The organism is Paraburkholderia sp. RL18-101-BIB-B (assembly GCF_046026985.1).
Classification (GTDB): domain Bacteria; phylum Pseudomonadota; class Gammaproteobacteria; order Burkholderiales; family Burkholderiaceae; genus Paraburkholderia.
The window spans coordinates 1-21,108 of sequence record NZ_JARESV010000031.1 but is presented as its reverse complement, the minus strand read 5'-3'; the positions used below and the strand labels follow the sequence as shown (position 1 = coordinate 21,108).

Genomic DNA, 21,108 nt, shown 5'->3' with positions numbered 1-21,108 from the left:
GCTACTACACGTCTTTCGCCGGCACCGTTGCTGACGTTCCAATCGTATCGGGGCTGGAATGCGCCAGCACGTAGTTCACCAGCGCCTTCAGCTTGGCAGGCTGTTGGCGTCTGCTGGGGTAGTACAGGTAGAACCCCGGAAAAGTCGGTGAGAAGCTGCTCAAGACGCGCTTTAACTTCCTGGCCCGGATGTGAGGAAGCGCGAGCTGCTCGAACGTATACGCCAGGGCAATCCCATCCAGCGCAGCCTCAACCGAGAACAATGAGTCGCTGATAGTGAGATTGCCGCTGATCTCGTACTCGACGATACGGCCATCGACGGCGAGCTCCCACTTGTAAATTGCCCCGCTGCCTGAAAACCTGAATCGCACACAGTTGTGATGGATCAGATCGGATGGGTGCCGTGGCACGGGATGCTTCTTGAAGTAACGGGGGGATCCGACGATGGATACGCCAACCGGCCCACCGAGAGGCAGAGCGATCATATCTTTCTGAACACTCTCTCCCATTCGAATGCCAACGTCGAACCCTCTTTCGACGATGTCCACGTAGCCCTCATCATTCGTCAGCTCCACGTGGACGTCCGGATAGGCCTTCAGGAACCCGGCCAGCAGCGGCTGGAGGACCATGGCAGTCGAGATTCGCGCTGCGTTGATGCGCAGGATGCCCGATGGCCGACCCTGAAGCTCATGAAGCTGCTCCCCGGCTTCCAGCACGTCGCTCAACGCCGGCCCGATCCGGGACAGATATGCCTGTCCGGCTTCAGTGAGACTGACGCTGCGCGTGTTCCGGTTGAGAAGCCTGACGCCGAGCCGGGCCTCCAGGTGGCGGATCGCCTGACTGAGCGCAGAAGGCGAGACCTCGAGCGCTGCCGCGGCGGCAGAAAACCCGCGGTGCTCTGCGACCTTCCAGAATGCGAGCAGTCCATCAAGCTGATTGAGTCTCATACTTTGAAGAATATCTTCAAAGCGTGTTCAGTACCAGGGTGTTTTTCTTCTCAGTCAATCTGCCTAGAGTGAAGGGCAATGACTAAGGACTGGGAGTTTGAGCATGAGCAAAGTGTGGTTTATCACGGGTGCTGGCAGCGGGATCGGCGCTGGTACGGCCAAGGCCGCATTGAAGGCGGGTGATCGAGTCATTGCCACAGGCAGGAACCTGGACAAAGTGGGCAATGCCCTGAGCGACCTGGCCGGCGAGAACCTGGAGATTCTCCGGCTGGACGTCTCCGACGAGGTCCAGGTAACGGCGGCGGTCGAAGAGACGCAAAGAAAGTTCGGTCATATCGATGTGGTCGTGAACAGTGCCGGGTACAGCCTCTTGGGCAATTACGAGGAACTGGGAACGCAAGACATTCAACACCTCTTTGCGACGAACTTCTGGGGCGTGAGTCATGTCATGCGGGCAGTGCTGCCGGTCATGCGCAAGCAGCGGTGCGGGCACATCATCAACGTCAGTTCCGTGGCAGGCGCTGTCGGCCTGATGCACTGCGGCGCCTACAGCGCGAGCAAGTTTGCGGTGGAGGGCCTTTCGCTCTCTGTGGCTGAGGAGGTCGGAAAGTTCGGCATCAAGATTACGGTGGTCGAGCCGGGATTCTTCCGCACGGATCTGCTGGACGCCGCCAACGCCAAGTGGCCCGACAAACGTATCGACGATTACGCAGCCGCCGAGGTCGGCGCCGAGGCGATGTGGTCTCCCTACGCCGGCAAGCAACCTGGCGATCCGAACAAGCTCGGCCACGTTTTGGTAGAGCTTGTGGGCATGGACACTCCGCCCAGAGTGTTCGTGGCCGGAAGCGATGCACTGGCGGCGGTCGGGCCAGCTGTCGAGGCCCGATTGAAGGCAGTGCACGCCCATGAGGCGCTTTCCAGGTCCACGGACGGCAGCTTCTGATCGCGAAGCGAGGTGCCCTTGCCGCGACACACCTAACCTGCGAAGGACTGACCCATCATGAGCACGCTCCACGTCAACGGTGGTGAGCACACGGTCGACGTCGCCCCGGACACGCCCATTCTCTGGGCCTTGCGCGACACGCTGGGCATGACCGGCACGAAGTTCGGCTGCGGCGCCGCGCTGTGCGGCGCCTGCACGGTGCATCTGGACGGGCAGGCCATCCGCTCCTGCATTACGCCGATATCGGCGGCCCAGGGCAAGCAGATCACCACCATCGAAGCCACCACCGACGGCAGCGACAAAGTCGGCGCCGCCGTGCATGCAGCGTGGGTCAAGCACGACGTAGCGCAGTGCGGTTACTGCCAAAGTGGCCAAATCATGAGCGCCACGGCGTTCCTGAAGTCGCTGCCCCGCGGCGAGCAGCCTACCGCCGTCGAGATCGACTCGGCCATGGCCGGCAACATTTGTCGCTGCGGCACCTACGCCCGCATTCGCGCCGCAGTGGCCGATGCCGCCAAGGCCCTGACCTGAAGGAGCCACCATGTTGCCTGAATTCGACTACAGCGAAATGCCACGCGCCCTGCAGCACCTGCTGACCAGGTGTCGGGCTGGGGAAGCGGCCACGCTGCCGCGCCGCAGCTTCCTGAAGCTGGCGGGTGCCAGCGGACTGGCGCTTGGCGTGTTTCCCTACCTGGCCATAGGCCAAACCACCGGCAGCGGCCGGGCGGCCAGCGCCTTGAAGCCGACGCAACAGCCATCGGCCTTCGTGCAAATCGGCCCCAAGGGCGAGGTCACGGTAACCATCAACCGCCTGGAGTTCGGCCAAGGTGTGCAAACCGGCTTGCCGATGATCCTGGCGGAGGAGCTCGACGCGGACTGGAATCTGGTGCGCAGCCGGCAGGGCTCGAACGACCCCGCCTACGTCGACCCGCTCTTCGGCATTCACCTCACCGGTGGTTCCCAGTCGATCAAGAACAGCTTCACGCAGTACCGGGAGCTCGGCGCGCGTGCCCGGGCCATGCTGCTGTCCGCGGCGGCAGCACGCTGGAAAGTGGACGTGGCCACGCTGCGCACGCGGGCCGGGACTGTGCTGGGCGCCGGTAACCGCAAGCTGAGCTACGGCGAACTGGCAGAAGCTGCGATGGCGCTACCCGTGCCCGAGAAGGTCACGCTGAAGAGCCCCAAGGACTTCCGCATCATTGGCCGCCCCACCACGCGCCTCGATGCGCAGGCTAAGAGCAGTGGACATCAGGAATACGGCATCGACACGCATCTGTCCGGCCAACTCACCGCCGTGGTGGCGCATCCGCCCGTGTTCGGCGCGCGACTGACCACGGTGGACGACAGCGCCGCGCGCGCCATCAAGGGGATTAAGGCCGTGCTGCGCGTGCCGCTGGATCGCGGTGGTGAAGGTGTGGCCGTGGTGGCCGACGGCTATTGGCCGGCAAAGCAGGGGCGCGATGCGCTGAAGCTACAGTGGGACACGGCATCGGTCGAGAAGGTGGATAGCGAACGGTTGCTGGCCCAGTACCGCGAGCAGGCTGGTCGCCCGGGCGCGCGCCAGTTCGACGCAGATATGGCACCGCTAGCTACTGCCCCGCACCAGTTGGAGGCCGAGTTCGTGTTCCCCTACCTGGCCCACGCGCCGATGGAGCCACTGAACTGCACCGTCCAGCTGTCCGACGGGCGAGCCGAATTGTGGGTCGGCAGCCAGTGCCCCGGCCTGGACGCCGTCGCGGCCGCGCGCGTGCTGGGTCTCAAGCCCGAGCAGGTGAAAATGCATGTGCAGATGGCAGGCGGCGGCTTTGGCCGGCGTTTCGTGGGCACGAGCGACTACGTGGTCGAGGCATGCGAGGTCGCCAAGGCCGTCCGTTCCGCCGGCCTGAATGCGCCGGTGCGCACGCTCTGGAGCCGCGAGGACGACATCAAGGGCGGCTACTATCGCCCCATGCACCTGCACCACGCACGCATCGGCTTCGACGAGCGCGGCAAGGTGCTCGCCTGGGACCATGTCATTGTTGGCCAGTCCATTACCTCGGGCACGGTATTCGAGGAATTCCAGGTGAAGAACGGCATCGACGCCACGGCCACCGAGGGCATGCGTCACCCCTATCCGCTGCCGATGCGCCTGACCGTGCATCACCCCAAGACCAACGTCCCAGTGCTGTGGTGGCGCAGCGTGGGTTCCACCCACACTGCCTACGTGATGCAGACCCTGCTCGACGATATCGCGCGCGCCACAAAGCAGGACCCGGTGGCCTACCGTATGAGCCTGTTCGGTGACAAGCACTCGCGTCACCGCGCTGCGCTGAAGCTGGCGGTGGACAAGAGCGGCTACGGGAAGAAGCAGCTTCCCACCGGTCGCGCATGGGGCGTGGCTGTGCACGAGTCCTTCGACTCGGTGGTGGCCTATGTGGTGGAGGCCTCTTTGCAAGAGGGTCGTCCCGTACTGCACCGTGTCACGGGTGGGGTGCATTGCAACCTGGCCGTGAACCCGCGCAGTGTGGAGGCACAGGTGCAGGGGGCAGCGGTCATGGGGCTGTCGATGTGCCTGCCAGGCTCGGCCATCACGCTAAAGGACGGTGTCGTCGAGCAGAGCAACTTTGGCGACTTCACGGTGGCGCGCATCACCGACACGCCCACGTTCGATGTCCACATTGTGCCGAGCGCCGACGCACCCACCGGCATGGGCGAGCCCGGCCTGCCACCGCTGGCGCCCGCGTTTGCCAACGCCATTGCGAGCCTTACCGGCAAGCCGCAGCGCCAATTGCCGTTCAACCTGGCCTGACCCGACATAGTCAGCGGCGGATACACCCAGGCATTGATCACGCAGATGGCCCAGACGGTCGTTCGCAACCGGCATCACTCGATAGACCAGCAAATGTGCAGATGGCTCCGCTCACCGTCGACCGCCTACCGCTGAACGAACAGAAGATGACCCTTGAATTCATTGTGAACATGCTTGGGGTCCCAAGAGCCGGCATGACCGAAGCACCCGATCTGGACGACGTCATTCGCTTCAACGAAGCGATCGATCAGGCACTTGCAGAATCAGTTGCCTTTTTCAGCGCACAGGCGGAGCAGAGCCGTAACCTCCTGCTTGGCAGGCTGGGGCACGACATGCGCAGCCCTGTCCAGGCGATTCAGGTCACTGCTTCGTATCCGGCAGCCTTAATGCCGGGGAGCGAGTATCGGGAGCAGCAGCCCGCATGCAGGCGTTGCTTGACGACCTCACCGTTTTCAATCCGACAAACCTCGGCTTGGGCATCAACGTAACGCTCACGAGTGTCAATCTGGCGGATGTGCTTGCCGACGAGCCGGAGGAGTTGCGTGCAATTCATCCTGACAGGCAGATCGAGTTACACGTGAATGGTGCAACGGCCCACGCGACGCCAGCCGTGCCGGGACCCATGCAGCCGGGAACGCGACGACCGATCATTTCTTGCCCGACGGCGCGGGGCCGGCATCGCCGTTATGCTCCTCGGCTGCAAGATTGCCGAGATGGTCATCGACCGCACTGCCTATCGTGGGATGGAATTGCGCGTCCCCGAGAAGGTCCGTCATTTCGAAGCGCGTGAGCTTGTCCCGCACAGGGTCCTTAAGCTCGGCGAAGTGCAACTCGATGCCACGCGTTCCCAACTCGCGGATCAACTCGCGAAGCATATCGGCCGATGTCACGTCCACGCTCGTCACCGGCTCTGCCGCCACGACCACTCTGCGCACGCGTGTCGGCGATGCCGCGATGGCCTGTGACAGACGCTCCTGAAACAGCTCGGCGTTGGCAAAGAAGAGCGGGGCATCCCAGCGGAACAGCACGAGACCGGAAATCTGTTCACCGTGCGGATAGCGCTCCAGGTCATGGTAGCCGCGCAAGCCAGGAACGCGCCCGAGAATCGCGAAATGCGGTCTCCAGCCATCCCACAGAAATTCGATGATCGCTATCGCCACCGCGAGGCAGATACCGGGGATGGCGCCGAAGACAGCGACGCCTGACAGGCACGCGATGGATAGCCAGAATTCCCATTGCTGGATGCGGAAAATGCGCTTGAGGTCGTTGATCTCGAAGAGGCCGATGGCCGCGGCAATGACCACCGCGGCGAGCGCGCTGGTGGGCAGATAACGCAGCAGGTCCGGTGCCACCAGCAGCAGCACCGCGACCGCCACGGCGCCTACGACGCCCGTCAACTGCGTCTTCGCGCCTGCGGCTTCCGCGACGGGGGTGCGGGAGGAGCTGCTGCTGATCGGGAAGCCGTGGAACAGTCCCGCCGCGAGGTTGGCGGCCCCCAGGCCGATCATCTCCTGGTTCGGATCGACCCGGCTGTTTGCGCGCGCAGCGAAGGTTCGCGACAGCACGCTGGTATCGGCGAAAGCGATGAGCGCGACCGCGCTGCCGCCGAGGACGATCTTCGCCAGATCAGCGCCGCTTGCCCACGGCAGTGCGAACGCCGGCAGTCCTTGCGGAATCTTGCCGAGCACCTTGACGCCAAGACTGTCGAGGCCGAATACGCTGACACACAGCGTCGCCAGCACGACCGCGATAAGAATGCCCGGAAGCTTTTCGAAACGCTTCAGAAAGAGGATGAGTACGAGGCTTCCTGCGCCCACCGCGAAGCTGGTCCAATTGGCCTTGCCCGCGGCTATGGCCTGCACAAGGCTGGTGAGGTCCCGAAGCGGTCCTTGTTCTTCGATGGAGATGGCGAACAGCTTGGGCAACTGGCTGATCAGCACCGCGAGCGCAATGCCGTTCATGTAGCCGTAGCGGATCGGCTTGGACAGCAGTTCCGTGATGAAGCCCAGCCGCAAGATTCCCATCACGATGCAGACCACACCGGAGACGATGGCCATCATGCTGGCAACCGCGATCGCGCGAGAGGGATCGCCGGCGGCGACCTGCGCAACCACCGCCAAAATGGGTGCGGCGAGCGCGGAGTCCGGCCCGAGCACCAATATTCGGCTGGGCCCGAATACCGCATAGGCGAGCAGCGGAACAATCGTCGCGTACAGGCCGCACACCCCCGGAACGCCCGACGCCTCCGCGTAAGCGATCCCGACCGGCACTAGCATCGTGGTCAGCACCAGACCCGCGGCCAGATCCTTCGGCAGCCAGCTTGCCCGATACCCTTTGACGACCTGAATGACGGGCAACGAGCGAAGCCATCGTTGTGCGCGTCCTGCGTTGCGCTCCGAGTGGATGGGGCTATCGGTTCCCATGATTCGCACCTTCAGACAATTGAGAGGCATGGATGGCGACAGTATGCTCTTGACCCTGCAGCCAGAATGGCACTTGCATTAACGGCGAGTTGAACCGACTCCGTGCCGGGCATCTTCCCGGACACCATTATTCTTTGCCGGGTGCGTCTGAAGGGGAATAGCTGACTGCAAAAGGGCCCGGACTGAAGCCAATGGCTGATTGCAGCATCGGCAGCTCCTTACTTGCTGAATCAGCAGCCCCCGGTTCTGTTGACGGGGTGCGAAGTTACCGCGTAGTACATTCCGATAGACGGTTAGTTGCGTTTCTTGATTCGCGAAAAAGGACCGAGAGGTGAGCTAACACGGGAAGCAACATTGCTCCTTCTGTCATGCCTGAATCGGACCCGGCAGATTCCCGATCCGGCTATCGGCGATTCCTTCGGTCGCAGCCATCAATGCCTCCCGCGCCGGAATACCGGCGGCCGGTCAGCTTACGTAGACTGCGTTCTAGCCCTGCAACAGATGCCCTTCCCTCTCGCCACTGGCCGACGCAAACGCGTCCGTACGAACTAACACCTTGCGCGATCGCCTTGCGGGACTACATTTAATCAATATCCGTCAAGACCATGTGACGTGATACGAGCGGCGAATCTCGGAATGTGTCTGCGGCGGTGCGATAAAAGGAGATACCAAATGGCAGAGATAGACAAGGAAGACGTCGTTGCGGTGCTGAACCGGATTCTCGAATCCGAGCTGGCCGGCGTCGTTCGATATACGCACTACTCGTTTCTTGTTTTCGGATTCGGACGCATTCCGATCAGATCCTGGCTGCGCGAGCAGGCCGACGAATCGCTGTTGCACGCACAGCAGGTCGGAGAGTGGATTACCACATTGGGCGCCTATCCGTCGCTTGCGATCGGTCCCCTCCTCGACTCGCACACGTTCGATATCTCGTCGATCCTCCGCGAATCGCTGCAAGCCGAGAACCTAGCGCTGACGCTTTATCGCGAACTGCTCGCGCTGGTCGAGGACCGCTCCGTTGCACTCGAGGAGTTCGCCCGCCAGATGATCCATATCGAAGAGATGCACGCGGGCGAAGTCGACAAGATGCTGCGCCGCCCTGGAGAAGTGACGACGTCGACTGAACGTCAGGCGGGCCAACCCTGATCAAACGGACTATGGCGGCATGTGCGGGGCGCGCCACGGACGGTGGCGCGCCCCTTCGGGCTATCTGGCAGGAAGACCCAGCATGACACGCGCATGGGCGGCGCTCGCCACCGGCCGGCCATATTCGCCGCACAACGAGGCCACCCGCGCAACCAGTTGCGCGTTGCTCTTCGCCAGCGTGTCCTTGTCCCAGCGCACATTGTCTTCCAGACCCGTGCGGCAGTGGCCGCCCAGTTCGAGAGTCCAGTGATTGACCTCCAACTGATGCCGTCCGATACCGGCGGCGGTCCACGTTGCATCCGGCAGTAGCGCCTTGAGTTGTTGCACCTCGAACTCAAGAATCTCGCGACGCGCGGGCAGCGCGTTTTTTACACCCATCACGAACTGAACGTGCACGGGAGATTTCAGCAGCCCTTGTTGCACGAGGTCCCCTGTGCTGTACAACATCGCCAGATCGAAGATCTCGATCTCCGGTTTGACATCGTGGTCGAGCATCATTTGCGCAAGCGCACGCACAAAGTCCGGCGGATTTTCATAGACAGTCGTCGGAAAATTGACAGAACCCGTTGCGAGCGATGCCATATCCGGGCGCAGATCGAGCATCGCGCCGCGTTGCTCGAACGAACGGCCACGACCGCCTGTCGAAAACTGAATGATGATGTCAGGACAGTGTTTCCGGATGCCGTCCTGAAGAGAGGCGAAGCTCGACCGGTCGGAACTGGAGTTCTCCTGCTCGTCACGCACGTGCAGATGAACCAGCGATGCTCCGGCTTCGTACGCTTCGTGCGTGCTTTCAATCTGCTCGGAAATCGTGATCGGCACAGCCGGGTTATCCTTCTTACGCGGAACTGAGCCTGTGATGGCAACGGAGATAATGCACGGTTCGCTCATGGCTCACACTCCAGTTCAAGGTTTACGTCCCGCCTATAGGGCGAGGGATCATGACCGCGTGCCCGGCGAAATGCCCGTACACCACGTGTTCCAAGTCTAGTTCAAATGCGCGCGATGAGGACCGCGTATTGGGGACAGACGGAACGCGAGAACGCCCGGCAGCGTGTCCGCGTTACCACAACTCATCAAGGTGCATCCCGTTGAGATGGCATTTGAACAGCAAAAGGTAGCGCATGAAGTCGCTTCGTCAAGCCTATCGCCGACAGGCCTGGCTTAGCGAATCTGCCAAAGTCAAACCGCCGGCGACACGCTTCGCCGCCGTGAGTGTTGTCCCAACCTCGCATCCAGTTCGAGCGACTCGGCGAGTCTGCGATTAGGTACCTCGAGACCCTATGGAATGCCCGGAGGCAAGGCCTCGATAAACTCGCGCAGCAACAAGCCACCCTCGCCCGGCAACAGACGGTCATAGCGTGTTTCTTCGGAAATGGCCGCCGTAGTCGCAGGCCCCGTCGCGCTGGCGTCACAGAACTGCGCGTCCCGGATTCGTGCCAGCAACGCGAGGCTTCCAGACCTCCTCTAGACAATCCCCCTCGATAATTTTCTTTAGCAACACCCGCCTGCACGTCAGTCACTTAAACCGGCCCGGATTGGGCAGGTTCACTCCGCAAGCAGTCGTAACGCACCTCGTGCATCACAACTGCCCGCGCCCTCGATGTCTCAAGGAAAATCCCTTGCCCGCCGGTAGCACAGATGCGTTATTGCCTGGCGTTTCGCTTGAGGGCCACTCTAGGCATGTCCTTCGCACCGCAGTGGCGAATCTAGAAGCGGTGCGATACCGCGATGGCGCATGCAAACTGGCTGCGACTCGACGACGGCGCCGCGTTGAAGCCGTCGCCGATCGTCGCGGTCGCATTGATGACGTTGCCGGCGCCGGCGGTGCCCAGTGTCTGGCCATGCGCCCGCTGGAAGCCCTGCAGCGCGTACAGCATCGTGCGCGCCGATAAGTTGTACGATTCCGCCAGATTGAACTGCTCGTACTGTGCCGCGCTGGTGATGCTGTTCGCTTTGGTCGCCCGCGTGATGCTATAGCCCGCCGCCAGGTCGGCTGCCACGGTCGCGCGAAAATGCAGCACGGCGCCGACCGTGTTGAAGATCGCCTCATCCCGGAACGCCGAGCCCGCGCCAGGAATGTATTGAACGTTCGAATAGGATACCGACACATTCCACGCCGCCGAGAACGCGTAGGAGCCTGCGACCGCGACGCGCTGCTGGGCGGCCGCCGTCTGATAGCCATTGGTGAGCGCCGATACGCCAGGCTGGCCGCCCGAGTTCAAGGTCGAGTTTGCCCCCCAAGCGCCGCCTCCCAGCGTCGAGTTGTTGAATCGCTCGACGCCTGCGGCGACGCCCAGCGGCCCGCTTGAATACCGCAGCGCCGCGCTCCAGCTCGAACCCCGGCTTAAACTGCCAGGCACCGCGCCAGGCGAGTACGAGCCGCTGACGGTGAGGCCGTAAAACGCAGGCGACTTGTAGACAAGGGAGTTATTGACGCGGTATATCACGTCCAAATTGTCGATGTCACCAGCGTGCGCTCCGAAATAACCGGTTAGCCAGGTCGTGGGGCCATACGGACCCACCAGGGTGTAGTACGAGGTGTACTGACGGCCTGCAGTGAGCGTACCGTACCTCGCATTGGTCAGGCCCACGAACGCCTGTCTGCTGAACCCGGCATTCGCGAACTGCTGGGTGCCGCTAAGGAGGTTAAACCCGGACTCAAGCGTAAACACGGCCAGTGTGCCACCCCCAAGATCCTCAATCCCCTTGAATCCAAGGCGATTGCCATTCCAGATATTCTGACCAAGCTTGACGTTGGAATGGCCGTTGACCGTCGAGCCGAGCGACGTCTGGCTGCTCTGGTAAACGAGCCCTGCATCGACAATCCCGTACATCGTGACACTGCTCTGCGCGAACGCGGGTGCGGCAACGCATACGGTGCCGAAGATAAAAAGCGCGCTGATATAGGCACCGTTGCTTTTCATTCAGATCCTTTTGCGGCGGAGGTATCTGTCTAGGCGCGCTACCGTAGGCCTGCGGCAGATCAGGAAGGGCGCACTGCATGATAGGCAAGTTATGCAGCGGGTGCTACCGGCGAAACAGGCGAATGTCGCGAAATTGGCGTAAGAAACGAGCTGCACGAGGCGCGAGTTGCCAGGGCGACATTCCAACATGCGCTGCGCTGCCGATCGCGACTTTAGGCTGGCGGCAGTCAGTTTGGGGAAGTTGATCGGAACAATCGCGCGGCAAAACCGTCAGTCGCTCGAATTGCGGACATCTCCATCGCGACCGAATTCCATCACAGTCAATGTCATACGCATGCCTCCCAACCATACGAATGATTCGCTCAATTCCGGGTTGCCGCAATAACACAGAGGATTGTCAGCGCGCACAGCCTATCGGCATGAACAAGAGATCAACCGGAGAGTGGTCCTCGCGGTGGGTTCGGCGCTCTTCCCTTGTCCGTCGACAAACGTCCTCCAGGTAAGGCAAAACGATACATCAATTGGTTGCACCACCTTGCATCTCGGAAGATGTCGATGTGACAACAGGCAGGGAAAACCTGACCTGCTCTCACGTCTCGATCTCGCAAACAGGCGACAGGAAAACCACGCATTCTGTTGCTGACCCGGTGGCGTTACTGTGTTTTCCACATCTAGCAAGGCTTTACCGTACAACTCGGCTCCAATAGCCGGAAGGACAATCGCACGACGAGCCACAGTATTCGAATCGCGCCACCAGCGTTGGACCGGACTTGCTTCACAAGCGCATCACCGTACGTCACCACCCGTGCCACAACGCGCAATCCCATGGCGGATGCAAATCGTCCGATGCGCGAAACGAAGCTTCCCAATTTAGTGACTTGTCACCTGGCTGCCCCCATGGCCAAATGACGTCTATGATTTCAATTGATCCGCTGCCGCAGGTGAGCGCCGTTGTCGATGCAAGCGTGTCGCGCCAGCTCGCTGACTGCAACGGAGACGTTCGGACTGGAAGGAGCACCGAGTTTGTCCTGAGTTCTCACCTGAGGTTCCGCGTGGCCGCTCCCGGCAATTGCTAGTTGAGGAAAAACGCCAAGGCGCGGCGACGAGAACCGGTTGTGATCGGCAGGACGATCAATGGATCTGTGTATAGGAACTGAACATGCAAAATTCATCCAATGGCGATCTGTCGAGCGCTTTCATCGTGACACACCCGCTTGACCCGGAAGACGGGAAGATCACCGAGGCAATGCGCGCCGTGACCCGTTCCGCCAAAGGCATGCAGCGGGGAGTCGAGGGACGTGGCGCGTTCGATGCGATGATGGAACGCGTTTTACCCTACACGGGCGTGACGTTTGAATCCGGATCGGTCGGCGGCATTCCTGGGCTCTGGGTCAACCCTGAAAATAGCCGGCCTGACGAAGCGATACTCCATCTTCACGGCGGTTGGTTCAACTTTGGATCCGCCAACGCATTCCGCCACCTCGTCGCCCAAATCGCCGGGAGGAGCGGAGTCAAGGCATTCGTCCCAGATTATCGGTTGGCGCCTGAACATCCTTTCCCCGCGGCAGTGGATGACGTGCTGTCCTGCTATCTTGGGCTCGGCGAGAGCGGCATTTCCCGGATTGCGGTTACCGGCGACTCGGCGGGTGGCAATCTTGCCTTGATCCTAGCTTCGCGCATCGCCAACGGAGAAGTCGCCGCGAAGGCGACACTCGTGGGCGCGGTTGCGTTGTCACCCGTTACGGATTTGACGCTCTCCGGCCCGACGTACGAAACCCGTGCGGACGCCGATCCGCTTTTCACGCGCGCGCAAGTGTCGGAACTCGTCCATGCCTACTTGCGAGACGCTGACCCCAAACATCCCTTGGCTTCGCCGCTTCACGCGCCCGTGACCGGCTTGCCGCCCGTCCGCGTTCACGTGGGAGACGATGAAGTCCTGCTGGACGATTCGCGCCTGTATGTCGAGCGTGCGGTCGCCGCAGGCGTCGATGCGCGAGTTGATGTCTGGTTGGGCATGCCGCACGGATTCCATGGCAGCATCGGAACGTTGAAGGCCTCGGCACAGGCTCTCGATGCCATCGGCACGTTTCTTACGGAGAGACTGCAGTTGGGTAGAGGCTCGTGAAGGGGCACCCGCGTGGATTGATCGACCGGGGAAGCCGCCACTTGAGAGACCATGTCTGCGCCCCGGATCGTGACCTCGCGAACGTCGCGCCCATCGACCGCCGGCCGCGCGTCAAGGTCATCAATTGCACTCAGAAGAAGTGCATGATGCCAAAGTAGCCACCTTGCTGGTTGTGCCCCGGCAGCGGTTGCGAATCGGCCGTTTCAACTGGGAACGCTGACGGCTTTCCGTTGAACATGGCCCCGACCGTCAGGTAGAGGAACGTCCGCTTGGACAGGTTGTAGGTTGAGCCGATGGCAGCAAGATTTCCGGTGCCGCCGCCGTGATTCACGTTGCCGTGATACCAGCCAGCCTGCAAGGCGAGTGCAGGGGTTGCCTGATAAGATGCACCAATCCACTCTTGCTGGCTCCGCGTCGCCGCGTAGGGGTTAAAAGAGTCGGCAACCGTATCCTGCCCTGACGAGACAAGTTGCTGATAGCCCGCGTACAACTTCAGCCCACCGAGCTGGTAGGTGGCGCCTGCCATGTATTCACGCGACGCGGTGTACAGCCCCGAGAACTTTCCGTTGTCGTCGCGGAGTTCTTCGTACACTCCGTACGCAGCAAAGTTCACGAGCGTGTACTGTGCACTCACACTGAACTGACGTCCGCCCCGGAAGTTACCTGCCTCGTTGCCAAAACCGTCTTGTACCCGGAAAGAGAAGCCAGCCCAGATCGGCGAGTTGTAAGTAATGACGTTCGATCGGGGACCCCACGCCCGTCCGAAAGCGAAGTTTGCAATGCCTGTTCCCACCTGTTCTCCGAGCGGGTCAATGTACCAGCCAGTTTCGTCGGTGAGACTCATCGCCCGTCCAAACCAGATGCTTCCAAACTTGTCGTTGGACAGGCCTACATACGCGTCACGGGTAAAAAGCGAGTTGGGAAAAATCTCACCGGTTCCGGAAGTGAAGAGGCTTTCGAGTTTGAAGACTGCATGCAGACCTCCTCCGAGGTCTTCGTCGCCTTTCAGGCCGAACCAGCTGTATCCATACTGATTGCTGCCGAACCTGAAGTTGTTTTTTGACTGACCGTTCGGCGTCGCAACGTTGGTCACAAAGTCAATGCCCGATGCGACGCGTCCATACAGGGTCACGGTGCTCTGCGCGTAACTATTGCAGACACCGAGTGCCATGACAGCCGCGCAGAAAATGATCTTTCTCATTTCGTCATCCTTACTTTAAAAAAGAGTCTCCAAAAATCGCTTGACGACCTCTTTCGGGTCGCTGCAATCGGCTTGCAACGGCAGGCTGGTCGTAACCGGCTTCCCGCTCCAAGGTCCCAACCCCGAAACTGCCGCTTTTCGAGCTACCACGGGCACCCGGAACATAATGGCGCGGACACCCGCTACTACTTTCCGCTACGACCTCTTGCGAAACGTTTTTATCGCGGATGGCAGATGGCGGACGGTGGTTGCGAGCAGAATCGCGCAGGCCTGAACGAGGAGCTGAGCAGCGGGGCCCGCACCAAGCGCCAGCACGAGCTGACCGAGTTGCGCCATGAACAGTGCGGCCACCGCACTCGCGACGACGCTGCCTCTGCCGCCCGTGAACGGCGTGCCTCCGACCACCACGGCCGCGACCGCCGGCAGGAGATAGTCATTACCCGACGTCTGCGAAGCGCTTCCGATGAATCCGGCGAGCAGCACCCCCGCCGCGGAAAAGCAAACGGCGGAGGCGAGGTACGCCCCAATCTTGTACTTCAGCACGTTGACGCCTGCGGCTTCAGCCGCGCGCGGGTTCACCCCCACAGCGACGAACCTGCGCCCTACCGTGGTCTTGCGGGTAATGATCCACGCGGTCGTCACGAACGCGAAGGCGAACCAGACGTTGGCCGGGAGCCCAAGGAACTGGGCGTGCGAAATGGTTTGCATGACGGTTGGGACTGCAACCGGAACGTTACCGGTCAACGAGCGGGCGCAGCCGATCAGCAGCGCGTTGACGGCAAGCGTCGCCACCAGCGGCGTAATCGCGACCCTCGAGATGAGCGCACCATTGATGATTCCGACGATCCCGCCGACGCAAACAGTAAAAATGACGGCAAGGACGATGGAATTGAATGCGAATCCCGTCCTGGCCATGACAATGCCGGCGAGCGAAACCATACCGATTGCCGACATGTCCAACCCGCGCTGCTGAATGACCAGCGTTTGGCCCGTCGCGACAATCGCAAGAATGCCAGCGAACGGAAGCATGGCCAAAATTGAGCCTCGCGTCATCGTGCCCGGCGCGACGATGGAACTGCACGCAAAGAGCAGGATCAGCCCGACCCAGATCCATGAGAATTCATCAACCGCTGGTAGCCGTGCCGGCTTTGCTTTTGATTTCGACTTAGAGGGCTCAAGGAATTCCGACATAACTTCCGCCTGATTGTGCATTGCGTTTTTCATTTCGCCACCACCATTTCTCTGCTCTTGGAATAGAGCGCGACTGATGCGAGGATCATCCCGCCCAACAGGTACGACTGCCACGAGTCGCCAATATCGAGGAATGAGGTGACGACATTCACCTGAATGATGAGGAGCGCGCCCAGCAGCGAACCGACGAAGGAGCCGCGTCCGCCAAACAGGCTTGCACCGCCGATCACCACCGCTGCGACGCTTCCGAGCGTGTAGTTGATGCCGGCGCTCGGGTCGCCAGTGCCGACCTGCGCCATCATGGGCACGGCAGCGACGCCCGCAAGAAACGAACACCCCATGTACGCGGCGAGCGACGTCAGTTGCGGGCGGGCACCGGACATCCGCGCAGCTTCGACGCGGGAGCCCACGCCGCGCAGCGTGAGACCGGCCCTCGACTTGAACAACGCGATTTCGAGCACCACGGCAATCACGATTGCCACGATCGCGACAATGGGCATGACGCCGAGCTGGGCACCGATCGACTCCACGATGGGATCCGCGATCAGGCCGCCCGGAACCGGGCGCAGGAGCAGCGACACCGCTTGAAGCGCCATGTACGTCGCGAGTGTCGCCACCATCGGATGCAACCGGAACGGGCCGACAAGCATCCAGTTCACGAGTCCGACGGCAAGGGCGACGAGCAACACGATCACCCACCCAGAGAGCTGATGGCCTAGCGAGGCGCCATCCGTCAGGAAGAACGACTGTATGACGACGATCAGCCCCATGAGCGGCCCGACCGAAAGATCGATCCCGCCAACCAGCATGAGCATCTGCTGCCCGTATGCGACGATGGCCAGTGTCGCCACGAGCGCCAGCATGCCGCTGAGGTTTCGCGCAGAAAGGTAGGTCGGATTGACGTGCGCCGCATACATGCCGAGCGCACAGACTGCAACGGCAAGCATCACGAGCGGCGCCCAATCCCCAGCAGCCCACTTCCAAACGCCGGAGGTTCGGGAAGCGCCCTTCTCCCGCTCAGTCGTTGCGGTCAAGACGGCAGACGTGATGTTGTTCTCACTGACGGCGTCGTCGTCCAATTCCTTGACGACATGGCCGCGCGAGAAGATGAGCACACGGTCACAGAGTCCCGCCACCTCGTGCGCATCCGACGAAACGACAATCACGGCGGTGCCTGCGGCCGCGGCCTCGCGAAGCACCTTGTAGATTTCCATCCGTGCGCCAATGTCCACGCCCTGGGTCGGCTCGTCGACCAGCAACACCTTGGGATGACTGGCGAGGACACTCGCCAGCACAAGCTTCTGCTGGTTACCGCCCGACAAGGTACGAATAGGCGTGTCAATGGACGGCGTCTTGACAGCGAAGCGCGTCACGGCGTCCCTGGCGCGCTTTGCTTCGCTGCGCTGGCTCACCCATCCCTTGATCGAATCGAATGGGAGACTACGGATCGAAAAATTTTCGCGCACCGACAATTCGCCGAAAATTCCCTCTCGATGACGATCGCCCGGCAGATAACTGATGCCCGAATCGGCGGCAGCCTGCGAGTTGCGAAGCTTCGCGGGAATGCCGGCCACCGTGACGCTACCGCGGCTTCGCGTCTGTCCCGCGAGGGCTCGCATGAACTCTCGCTGGCCGTTGCCGTCGATCCCCGCGAGGCCGACAATCTCGCCTTTCCTGACCCGAACCGATATGTCGGTAAAGCCGGCACCACGCAGCTTCGTCACGTCGAGAACGACGCTTGCGCCACCATTGTTGCCCTTGGCCGGGAAGTCGCGGTCGAGCGCACCGCCAACGATCAGTTCGACGATCTCCTGTTCGCTGAGGCCCGCGGCCTCATAGGTGCCCTGACCCTGACCGTCGCGAAGAACCGTCAGGCGATGCGCAATTTTCTGCACCTCGCGGATCCGGTGCGAGATATAGACGACCGAACAACCCGAAGCCGTTATCTTGCGGATGCGCTCGAACAGACGTTCGACGTCTTCCGTCAACAGATGTTCGGTAGGTTCGTCGAGGACCAGAACCTTGGGCTTTGCAGCAAGCGCTTTGACGATTTCGACGATGAACCGCTGCTCGGGGCCCAAGCTCACCACGCGCTCGTTCGCATCGATTGCAACATCGGCGCTCCATTGCCTCAGGAGGCCTCGCGCCCATTGCGCGACCTCCATCAAGGACGGACGCTGCTCGGCAGGCACGCCGAGATAAAGGTTTTCCGCTACGGTCAGGTCAGGCATGAGCGCCGGTTCCTGCCGTACGATAGCCAACCCCAACCGGCGTGCCTGCTCCGTGTCTCCTCGCGTTTCCGTGCCGTCGATCACGACGCGTCCCTTCTCCGGAACAAGGGCGCCGGACGCGACGGCCATGAGCGTGGACTTGCCTGCCCCGTTCTCGCCAACGAGACCGTGTACCTCGCCTTCGACCACCGAGAACGTCACGTCGTCAAGCGCCCGGACTCCGGGGAAGATCTTGGTGACACCATCGACCTGCAGCAGCGTTTTCTGGTCATTCATGATTCGTCTCGAACAATTACTGTGCAAATACTTCCTTGAACTTGTCGGTAGGAAGCGCGGAGGAGAGATCTGCGTCAGGCGGAGCGGCTCTGATGGTTGGTCGCGGAGTCGCCCGCCGCATATGCGGCCGTCCCGAAGACGCAGGCGCTAAACGCCGTGGCAATCTTCGCGAGTGCGCCGCCGAATCGGTACGCTGCATCGACTTCAAACCTGTCGAAGGAGGCCTTCATGAAATCGCGCGGGTCTTCCGTGTTTTGCGTGCCAGTTATCCAGGCCATAGGCGAGTCGAACATATTGATCCTTGATTCCGTTGTTGAATGTTGCCAATGCGCCCACTAGTTGCATTGCTATGTCCTACGAACTATTGACAAGAGAACGTGCCTTTCTGGTTCTTTTTTTTGTCTGCATGAGATTTATTAAGTAGAATTTGAATTCCGGCAGTGAGTGCGGATTGCTTCGAGAGCGGAATGCAATAGTTCGAAAACGAACAGAGGAATGCGGGGCGAGGTGTGACTTGCCGGCATAGCCCAGGATTCGACTGCTGAATTGCATCGCCTTTGCCTCCACCCGGAGCCTTGCAAACACGGAGACCGGATAGGCCGTCCTCCGTTTGGGCCACTCGAAAAGCACGAATCCACTGCGGGCCGGACGACCAGCCTGAATTTCTTTCTGCCCGACAGATTCTTGTCGGAATTACAAATAAGTAACTAGCAATACCGACACACAAGAGGACCGACGGCAGTTGGTCAACGAGAAGCCATCAGGATGCGCAGCATCACATCCGTGCTCTCGGCATATCATTTCAAATACGACGATGCTATCTACGATCGATTTATATAGGATGATGTGTTTCGGAATGAACAAAGTCAAGGGCCCTAGGGAATCTCCCTACCCATGTCGCATGGGTCACGGATTTCACATGGGTGTCGTCTCAAAGAGGGCGCGACTGCGAGCGGCGATGCCGCAACTGACCGCGTGACGCATCTTCGCTGCACTCCGTGATCGCCTGGTTATTCTTGAGCGTGGTGCAAAGCAAAGACGGATGAGCCCGCCAGCAGTGTGGGCTCGCGGGTTGGCGTGCAGATAGGGAAGATGCGCAAGTCGTAACTGGACACGCTCGCGGGAGCGGTGCCAGTCGATCGTCGAGCGGGCGACGACCGAGACGGCGACAGTGTTCGGGCTATCGCAGATATCGTGTGCACGCGCTGTGCGAGGCTCGGCGGTTCGCCGCGTTGACGACCAGGTAGCGGCATTGCCCCTCCTGGACCTCGAATATCATCTCGTGCCGTGCGCAATCGTTCCGTTCAGGCCGGCTACGTGCTCAATGCCATTCAAGGCAACAGACGTCCTCCCTCTCCCGGCACGACACGATGGCATCGCCGAATCTTCAGACATCAAGCAAACGAGGATTGAGCTCCCGTCAAACAAGATCGTCGATCCTCTTTTCGAGGATCTCTGTCATTTCTGATAAAACCATTCTTTGCCGACCGCTCAACGAATCCACGATCTGGACGCCGGTCATTCGATTCGCACCTGCTTGCGCGTCTGATCCGACCTCTCGATGGCATCAATCACCTTGTGAAGGGCTACCGCGGCATCAAAATCAGGGGCAATGTTGGTTCCCTGAACCAGATCCTCGGCCATCTGCCGATAGATGGCCGCCACGTTCCGCGCAAAGTCCGTGTCCGCGAAATCGAAGTAGTGGGACTTCGCAACCTCAACCTCGCTATACGCCTGTTCGCCCCTGCGGCCAGCCTCCACGCGCAATGGCGAGATATTAATGACGGGAGCCTGGTCATTCGTCGCGGTAATGCGCAAATCGCCCAGCGTTCCGTTGATTTCCCACAGCAGGCGCGTGCCGCGCGGCAGGCCCCCGCGAAGCTCCAGGGACAACGGTGCTCCCGACTTCAAAACGGCATTGACCATCACATGATCGTGTGTTTGCATCGGGATCGAGTCGCCCGTCTCGACGATGCGCACGGTCTTCCGGCGCTGCGACACCACGCCCTCCATCTCGTAGACGGGGCCGAGCACACTTTGCACGGCAGCAAGCGCATGCCCACCGATGATCGACAGCATGGTTGCGCCGTTGCGCGAATCCATGGCGTACGAGTCGCCGCGCGTGACTTCGTCACCCCAGGTAGGGCCGCAGCCAAGATAGGTCGACGACAACACGTCGCCTACGTATCCATCAGCCACGATCTTGCGCACGAATTCGACCTCGGGCGACGCAGTGGCCTGGGTGCCCACCACCGCCCGTACCTTGGCCTGCTTGGCGAGCTCTGCAAGCTCGATCGCTTCTGCAAGGCCGTTTCCGAGCGGCCATTCACAATAGACATGCTTGCCCGCCTCCAAAGCCGCAGTGACAACTTCACGATGATGGGGAACTTTGACTGTTACGGCCACGACGTCGATATCCGGGGAGGCCACCAGCTCCGCCACGTTCGCGAACGCGCGCGGAATGCCGAAGGCAGCAGCGGCGGCCTTTGCGCTCGCGAGACTGGTGTTTGCCACGCCGGCGGTCTCGAATACATCGGACAGCGCACGCAACGCAGGAATATGAGCTGTCGTGCCCCAACCGCGCTCCGTGCTCACTCCCACGATTCCCACTCGAAAACGTTTTTTCATTGCATCCTCGAAACCATTCAGTCATTTGTAGAAAGGCCGTCCTTTTTTTGTCAGGTACGGCTCGAACAGAATCCTGCTCGATGCAGACCTGAAACAGCGGGATAAAGGCTTAACGAATTAACTTCACTCATTCAAGACGGCTGATGGTGCCTTCAATGGTGCATCGCATGTCCGAGCGTCTGGGCTGTTACGCCTCAAGGACATCGACGCGTAACGTCACACCGGTCATTTGCCCACACTCGGATGCGGCCGGTATTGTCCCGTCTCCATCAGCTCCGAAGCG

The 21,108-nt window shown here is 60.9% G+C and carries 14 protein-coding genes and 1 pseudogene; 6 read left to right on the top strand and 9 right to left on the bottom strand.

Going from position 1 to position 21,108, the window contains the following annotated elements; genetic code table 11:
- Positions 1–4: 4 nt before the first annotated feature.
- A complete protein-coding gene (locus tag P0D73_RS31665; RefSeq protein WP_408434464.1) occupies positions 5–946 on the bottom strand; it encodes a LysR family transcriptional regulator in 942 nt (313 codons plus the stop codon).
- A 103-nt stretch (positions 947–1,049) separates the two neighbouring features.
- Between P0D73_RS31665 and P0D73_RS31660 the strand changes: the two genes are divergently transcribed.
- The 4 genes and pseudogenes from P0D73_RS31660 to P0D73_RS31645 all read left to right on the top strand — a co-directional run.
- Positions 1,050–1,889 (top strand): SDR family oxidoreductase, encoded by an 840-nt coding sequence (locus P0D73_RS31660; protein WP_408315645.1) that lies wholly within the window; start codon positions 1,050–1,052, stop codon positions 1,887–1,889.
- A 57-nt stretch (positions 1,890–1,946) separates the two neighbouring features.
- Positions 1,947–2,420, top strand: coding sequence for a (2Fe-2S)-binding protein (locus tag P0D73_RS31655; RefSeq protein ID WP_408179482.1), 474 nt, complete (start codon positions 1,947–1,949; stop codon positions 2,418–2,420).
- A 10-nt stretch (positions 2,421–2,430) separates the two neighbouring features.
- Complete coding sequence (locus P0D73_RS31650) at positions 2,431–4,677, top strand: xanthine dehydrogenase family protein molybdopterin-binding subunit (protein ID WP_408315648.1); 2,247 nt, start codon at positions 2,431–2,433, stop codon at positions 4,675–4,677.
- Positions 4,678–4,698: 21 nt separating this feature from the next.
- Positions 4,699–4,913: pseudogene (locus P0D73_RS31645) on the top strand (Crp/Fnr family transcriptional regulator); the annotation flags it as partial.
- 411 nt (positions 4,914–5,324) lie between these two features.
- On the opposite strand, the gene P0D73_RS31640 reads toward P0D73_RS31645, so the two are convergent.
- Positions 5,325–7,100, bottom strand: coding sequence for a SulP family inorganic anion transporter (locus P0D73_RS31640; protein WP_408315650.1), 1,776 nt, complete (start codon positions 7,098–7,100; stop codon positions 5,325–5,327).
- A 672-nt stretch (positions 7,101–7,772) separates the two neighbouring features.
- On the opposite strand from P0D73_RS31640, the gene P0D73_RS31635 reads away from it, so the two are divergent.
- Complete coding sequence (locus P0D73_RS31635; RefSeq protein ID WP_408291805.1) at positions 7,773–8,246, top strand: ferritin-like domain-containing protein; 474 nt, start codon at positions 7,773–7,775, stop codon at positions 8,244–8,246.
- 60 nt (positions 8,247–8,306) lie between these two features.
- Here P0D73_RS31635 and P0D73_RS31630 read toward each other — a convergent pair whose 3' ends face one another.
- Both P0D73_RS31630 and P0D73_RS31625 read right to left on the bottom strand, forming a co-directional pair.
- Entirely contained in the window at positions 8,307–9,137 is an 831-nt protein-coding gene (locus tag P0D73_RS31630) for a 3-oxoadipate:acetyl-CoA acetyltransferase (RefSeq protein WP_408315652.1), read from the bottom strand.
- 818 nt (positions 9,138–9,955) lie between these two features.
- On the bottom strand, positions 9,956–11,173 hold the full coding sequence (locus P0D73_RS31625; RefSeq protein WP_408315654.1) for a porin: 1,218 nt from the start codon (positions 11,171–11,173) through the stop codon (positions 9,956–9,958).
- 1,246 nt (positions 11,174–12,419) lie between these two features.
- Here P0D73_RS31625 and P0D73_RS31620 point away from each other — a divergent pair.
- Positions 12,420–13,298: an alpha/beta hydrolase gene (locus P0D73_RS31620; RefSeq protein ID WP_408434459.1), complete on the top strand. Its 879-nt coding sequence runs from the start codon at positions 12,420–12,422 to the stop codon at positions 13,296–13,298.
- 130 nt (positions 13,299–13,428) lie between these two features.
- On the opposite strand, the gene P0D73_RS31615 is transcribed toward P0D73_RS31620, so the two are convergent.
- The 5 genes from P0D73_RS31615 to P0D73_RS31595 all read right to left on the bottom strand — a co-directional run bounded on the left by P0D73_RS31615 (position 13,429) and on the right by P0D73_RS31595 (position 20,825).
- On the bottom strand, positions 13,429–14,499 hold the full coding sequence (locus P0D73_RS31615; RefSeq protein WP_408315658.1) for a porin: 1,071 nt from the start codon (positions 14,497–14,499) through the stop codon (positions 13,429–13,431).
- Between the two features lie 195 nt (positions 14,500–14,694).
- Positions 14,695–15,723 (bottom strand): ABC transporter permease, encoded by a 1,029-nt coding sequence (locus P0D73_RS31610; RefSeq protein WP_408179494.1) that lies wholly within the window; start codon positions 15,721–15,723, stop codon positions 14,695–14,697.
- On the bottom strand, positions 15,720–18,197 hold the full coding sequence (locus P0D73_RS31605; RefSeq protein WP_408315661.1) for an ATP-binding cassette domain-containing protein: 2,478 nt from the start codon (positions 18,195–18,197) through the stop codon (positions 15,720–15,722). The genes P0D73_RS31610 and P0D73_RS31605 overlap by 4 nt, the downstream gene beginning before the upstream one ends.
- 74 nt (positions 18,198–18,271) lie before the next feature.
- Positions 18,272–18,475: a hypothetical protein gene (locus tag P0D73_RS31600; protein ID WP_408315663.1), complete on the bottom strand. Its 204-nt coding sequence runs from the start codon at positions 18,473–18,475 to the stop codon at positions 18,272–18,274.
- A 1,240-nt stretch (positions 18,476–19,715) separates the two neighbouring features.
- A complete protein-coding gene (locus P0D73_RS31595; RefSeq protein WP_408315665.1) occupies positions 19,716–20,825 on the bottom strand; it encodes a Gfo/Idh/MocA family protein in 1,110 nt (369 codons plus the stop codon).
- Between the last annotated feature and the right edge of the window lie 283 nt (positions 20,826–21,108).

What these genes read in the sequence shown, in the direction of transcription:
- P0D73_RS31665 (WP_408434464.1), bottom strand. Translation starts at nt 946, where the DNA reads ATGAGACTCAATCAGCTTGATGGACTGCTCGCATTCTGGAAGGTCGCA.
- P0D73_RS31660 (WP_408315645.1), top strand. Translation starts at nt 1,050, where the DNA reads ATGAGCAAAGTGTGGTTTATCACGGGTGCTGGCAGCGGGATCGGCGCT.
- P0D73_RS31655 (WP_408179482.1), top strand. Translation starts at nt 1,947, where the DNA reads ATGAGCACGCTCCACGTCAACGGTGGTGAGCACACGGTCGACGTCGCC.
- P0D73_RS31650 (WP_408315648.1), top strand. Translation starts at nt 2,431, where the DNA reads ATGTTGCCTGAATTCGACTACAGCGAAATGCCACGCGCCCTGCAGCAC.
- P0D73_RS31640 (WP_408315650.1), bottom strand. Translation starts at nt 7,100, where the DNA reads ATGGGAACCGATAGCCCCATCCACTCGGAGCGCAACGCAGGACGCGCA.
- P0D73_RS31635 (WP_408291805.1), top strand. Translation starts at nt 7,773, where the DNA reads ATGGCAGAGATAGACAAGGAAGACGTCGTTGCGGTGCTGAACCGGATT.
- P0D73_RS31630 (WP_408315652.1), bottom strand. Translation starts at nt 9,137, where the DNA reads ATGAGCGAACCGTGCATTATCTCCGTTGCCATCACAGGCTCAGTTCCG.
- P0D73_RS31625 (WP_408315654.1), bottom strand. Translation starts at nt 11,173, where the DNA reads ATGAAAAGCAACGGTGCCTATATCAGCGCGCTTTTTATCTTCGGCACC.
- P0D73_RS31620 (WP_408434459.1), top strand. Translation starts at nt 12,420, where the DNA reads ATGCGCGCCGTGACCCGTTCCGCCAAAGGCATGCAGCGGGGAGTCGAG.
- P0D73_RS31615 (WP_408315658.1), bottom strand. Translation starts at nt 14,499, where the DNA reads ATGAGAAAGATCATTTTCTGCGCGGCTGTCATGGCACTCGGTGTCTGC.
- P0D73_RS31610 (WP_408179494.1), bottom strand. Translation starts at nt 15,723, where the DNA reads ATGAAAAACGCAATGCACAATCAGGCGGAAGTTATGTCGGAATTCCTT.
- P0D73_RS31605 (WP_408315661.1), bottom strand. Translation starts at nt 18,197, where the DNA reads ATGAATGACCAGAAAACGCTGCTGCAGGTCGATGGTGTCACCAAGATC.
- P0D73_RS31600 (WP_408315663.1), bottom strand. Translation starts at nt 18,475, where the DNA reads ATGGCCTGGATAACTGGCACGCAAAACACGGAAGACCCGCGCGATTTC.
- P0D73_RS31595 (WP_408315665.1), bottom strand. Translation starts at nt 20,825, where the DNA reads ATGAAAAAACGTTTTCGAGTGGGAATCGTGGGAGTGAGCACGGAGCGC.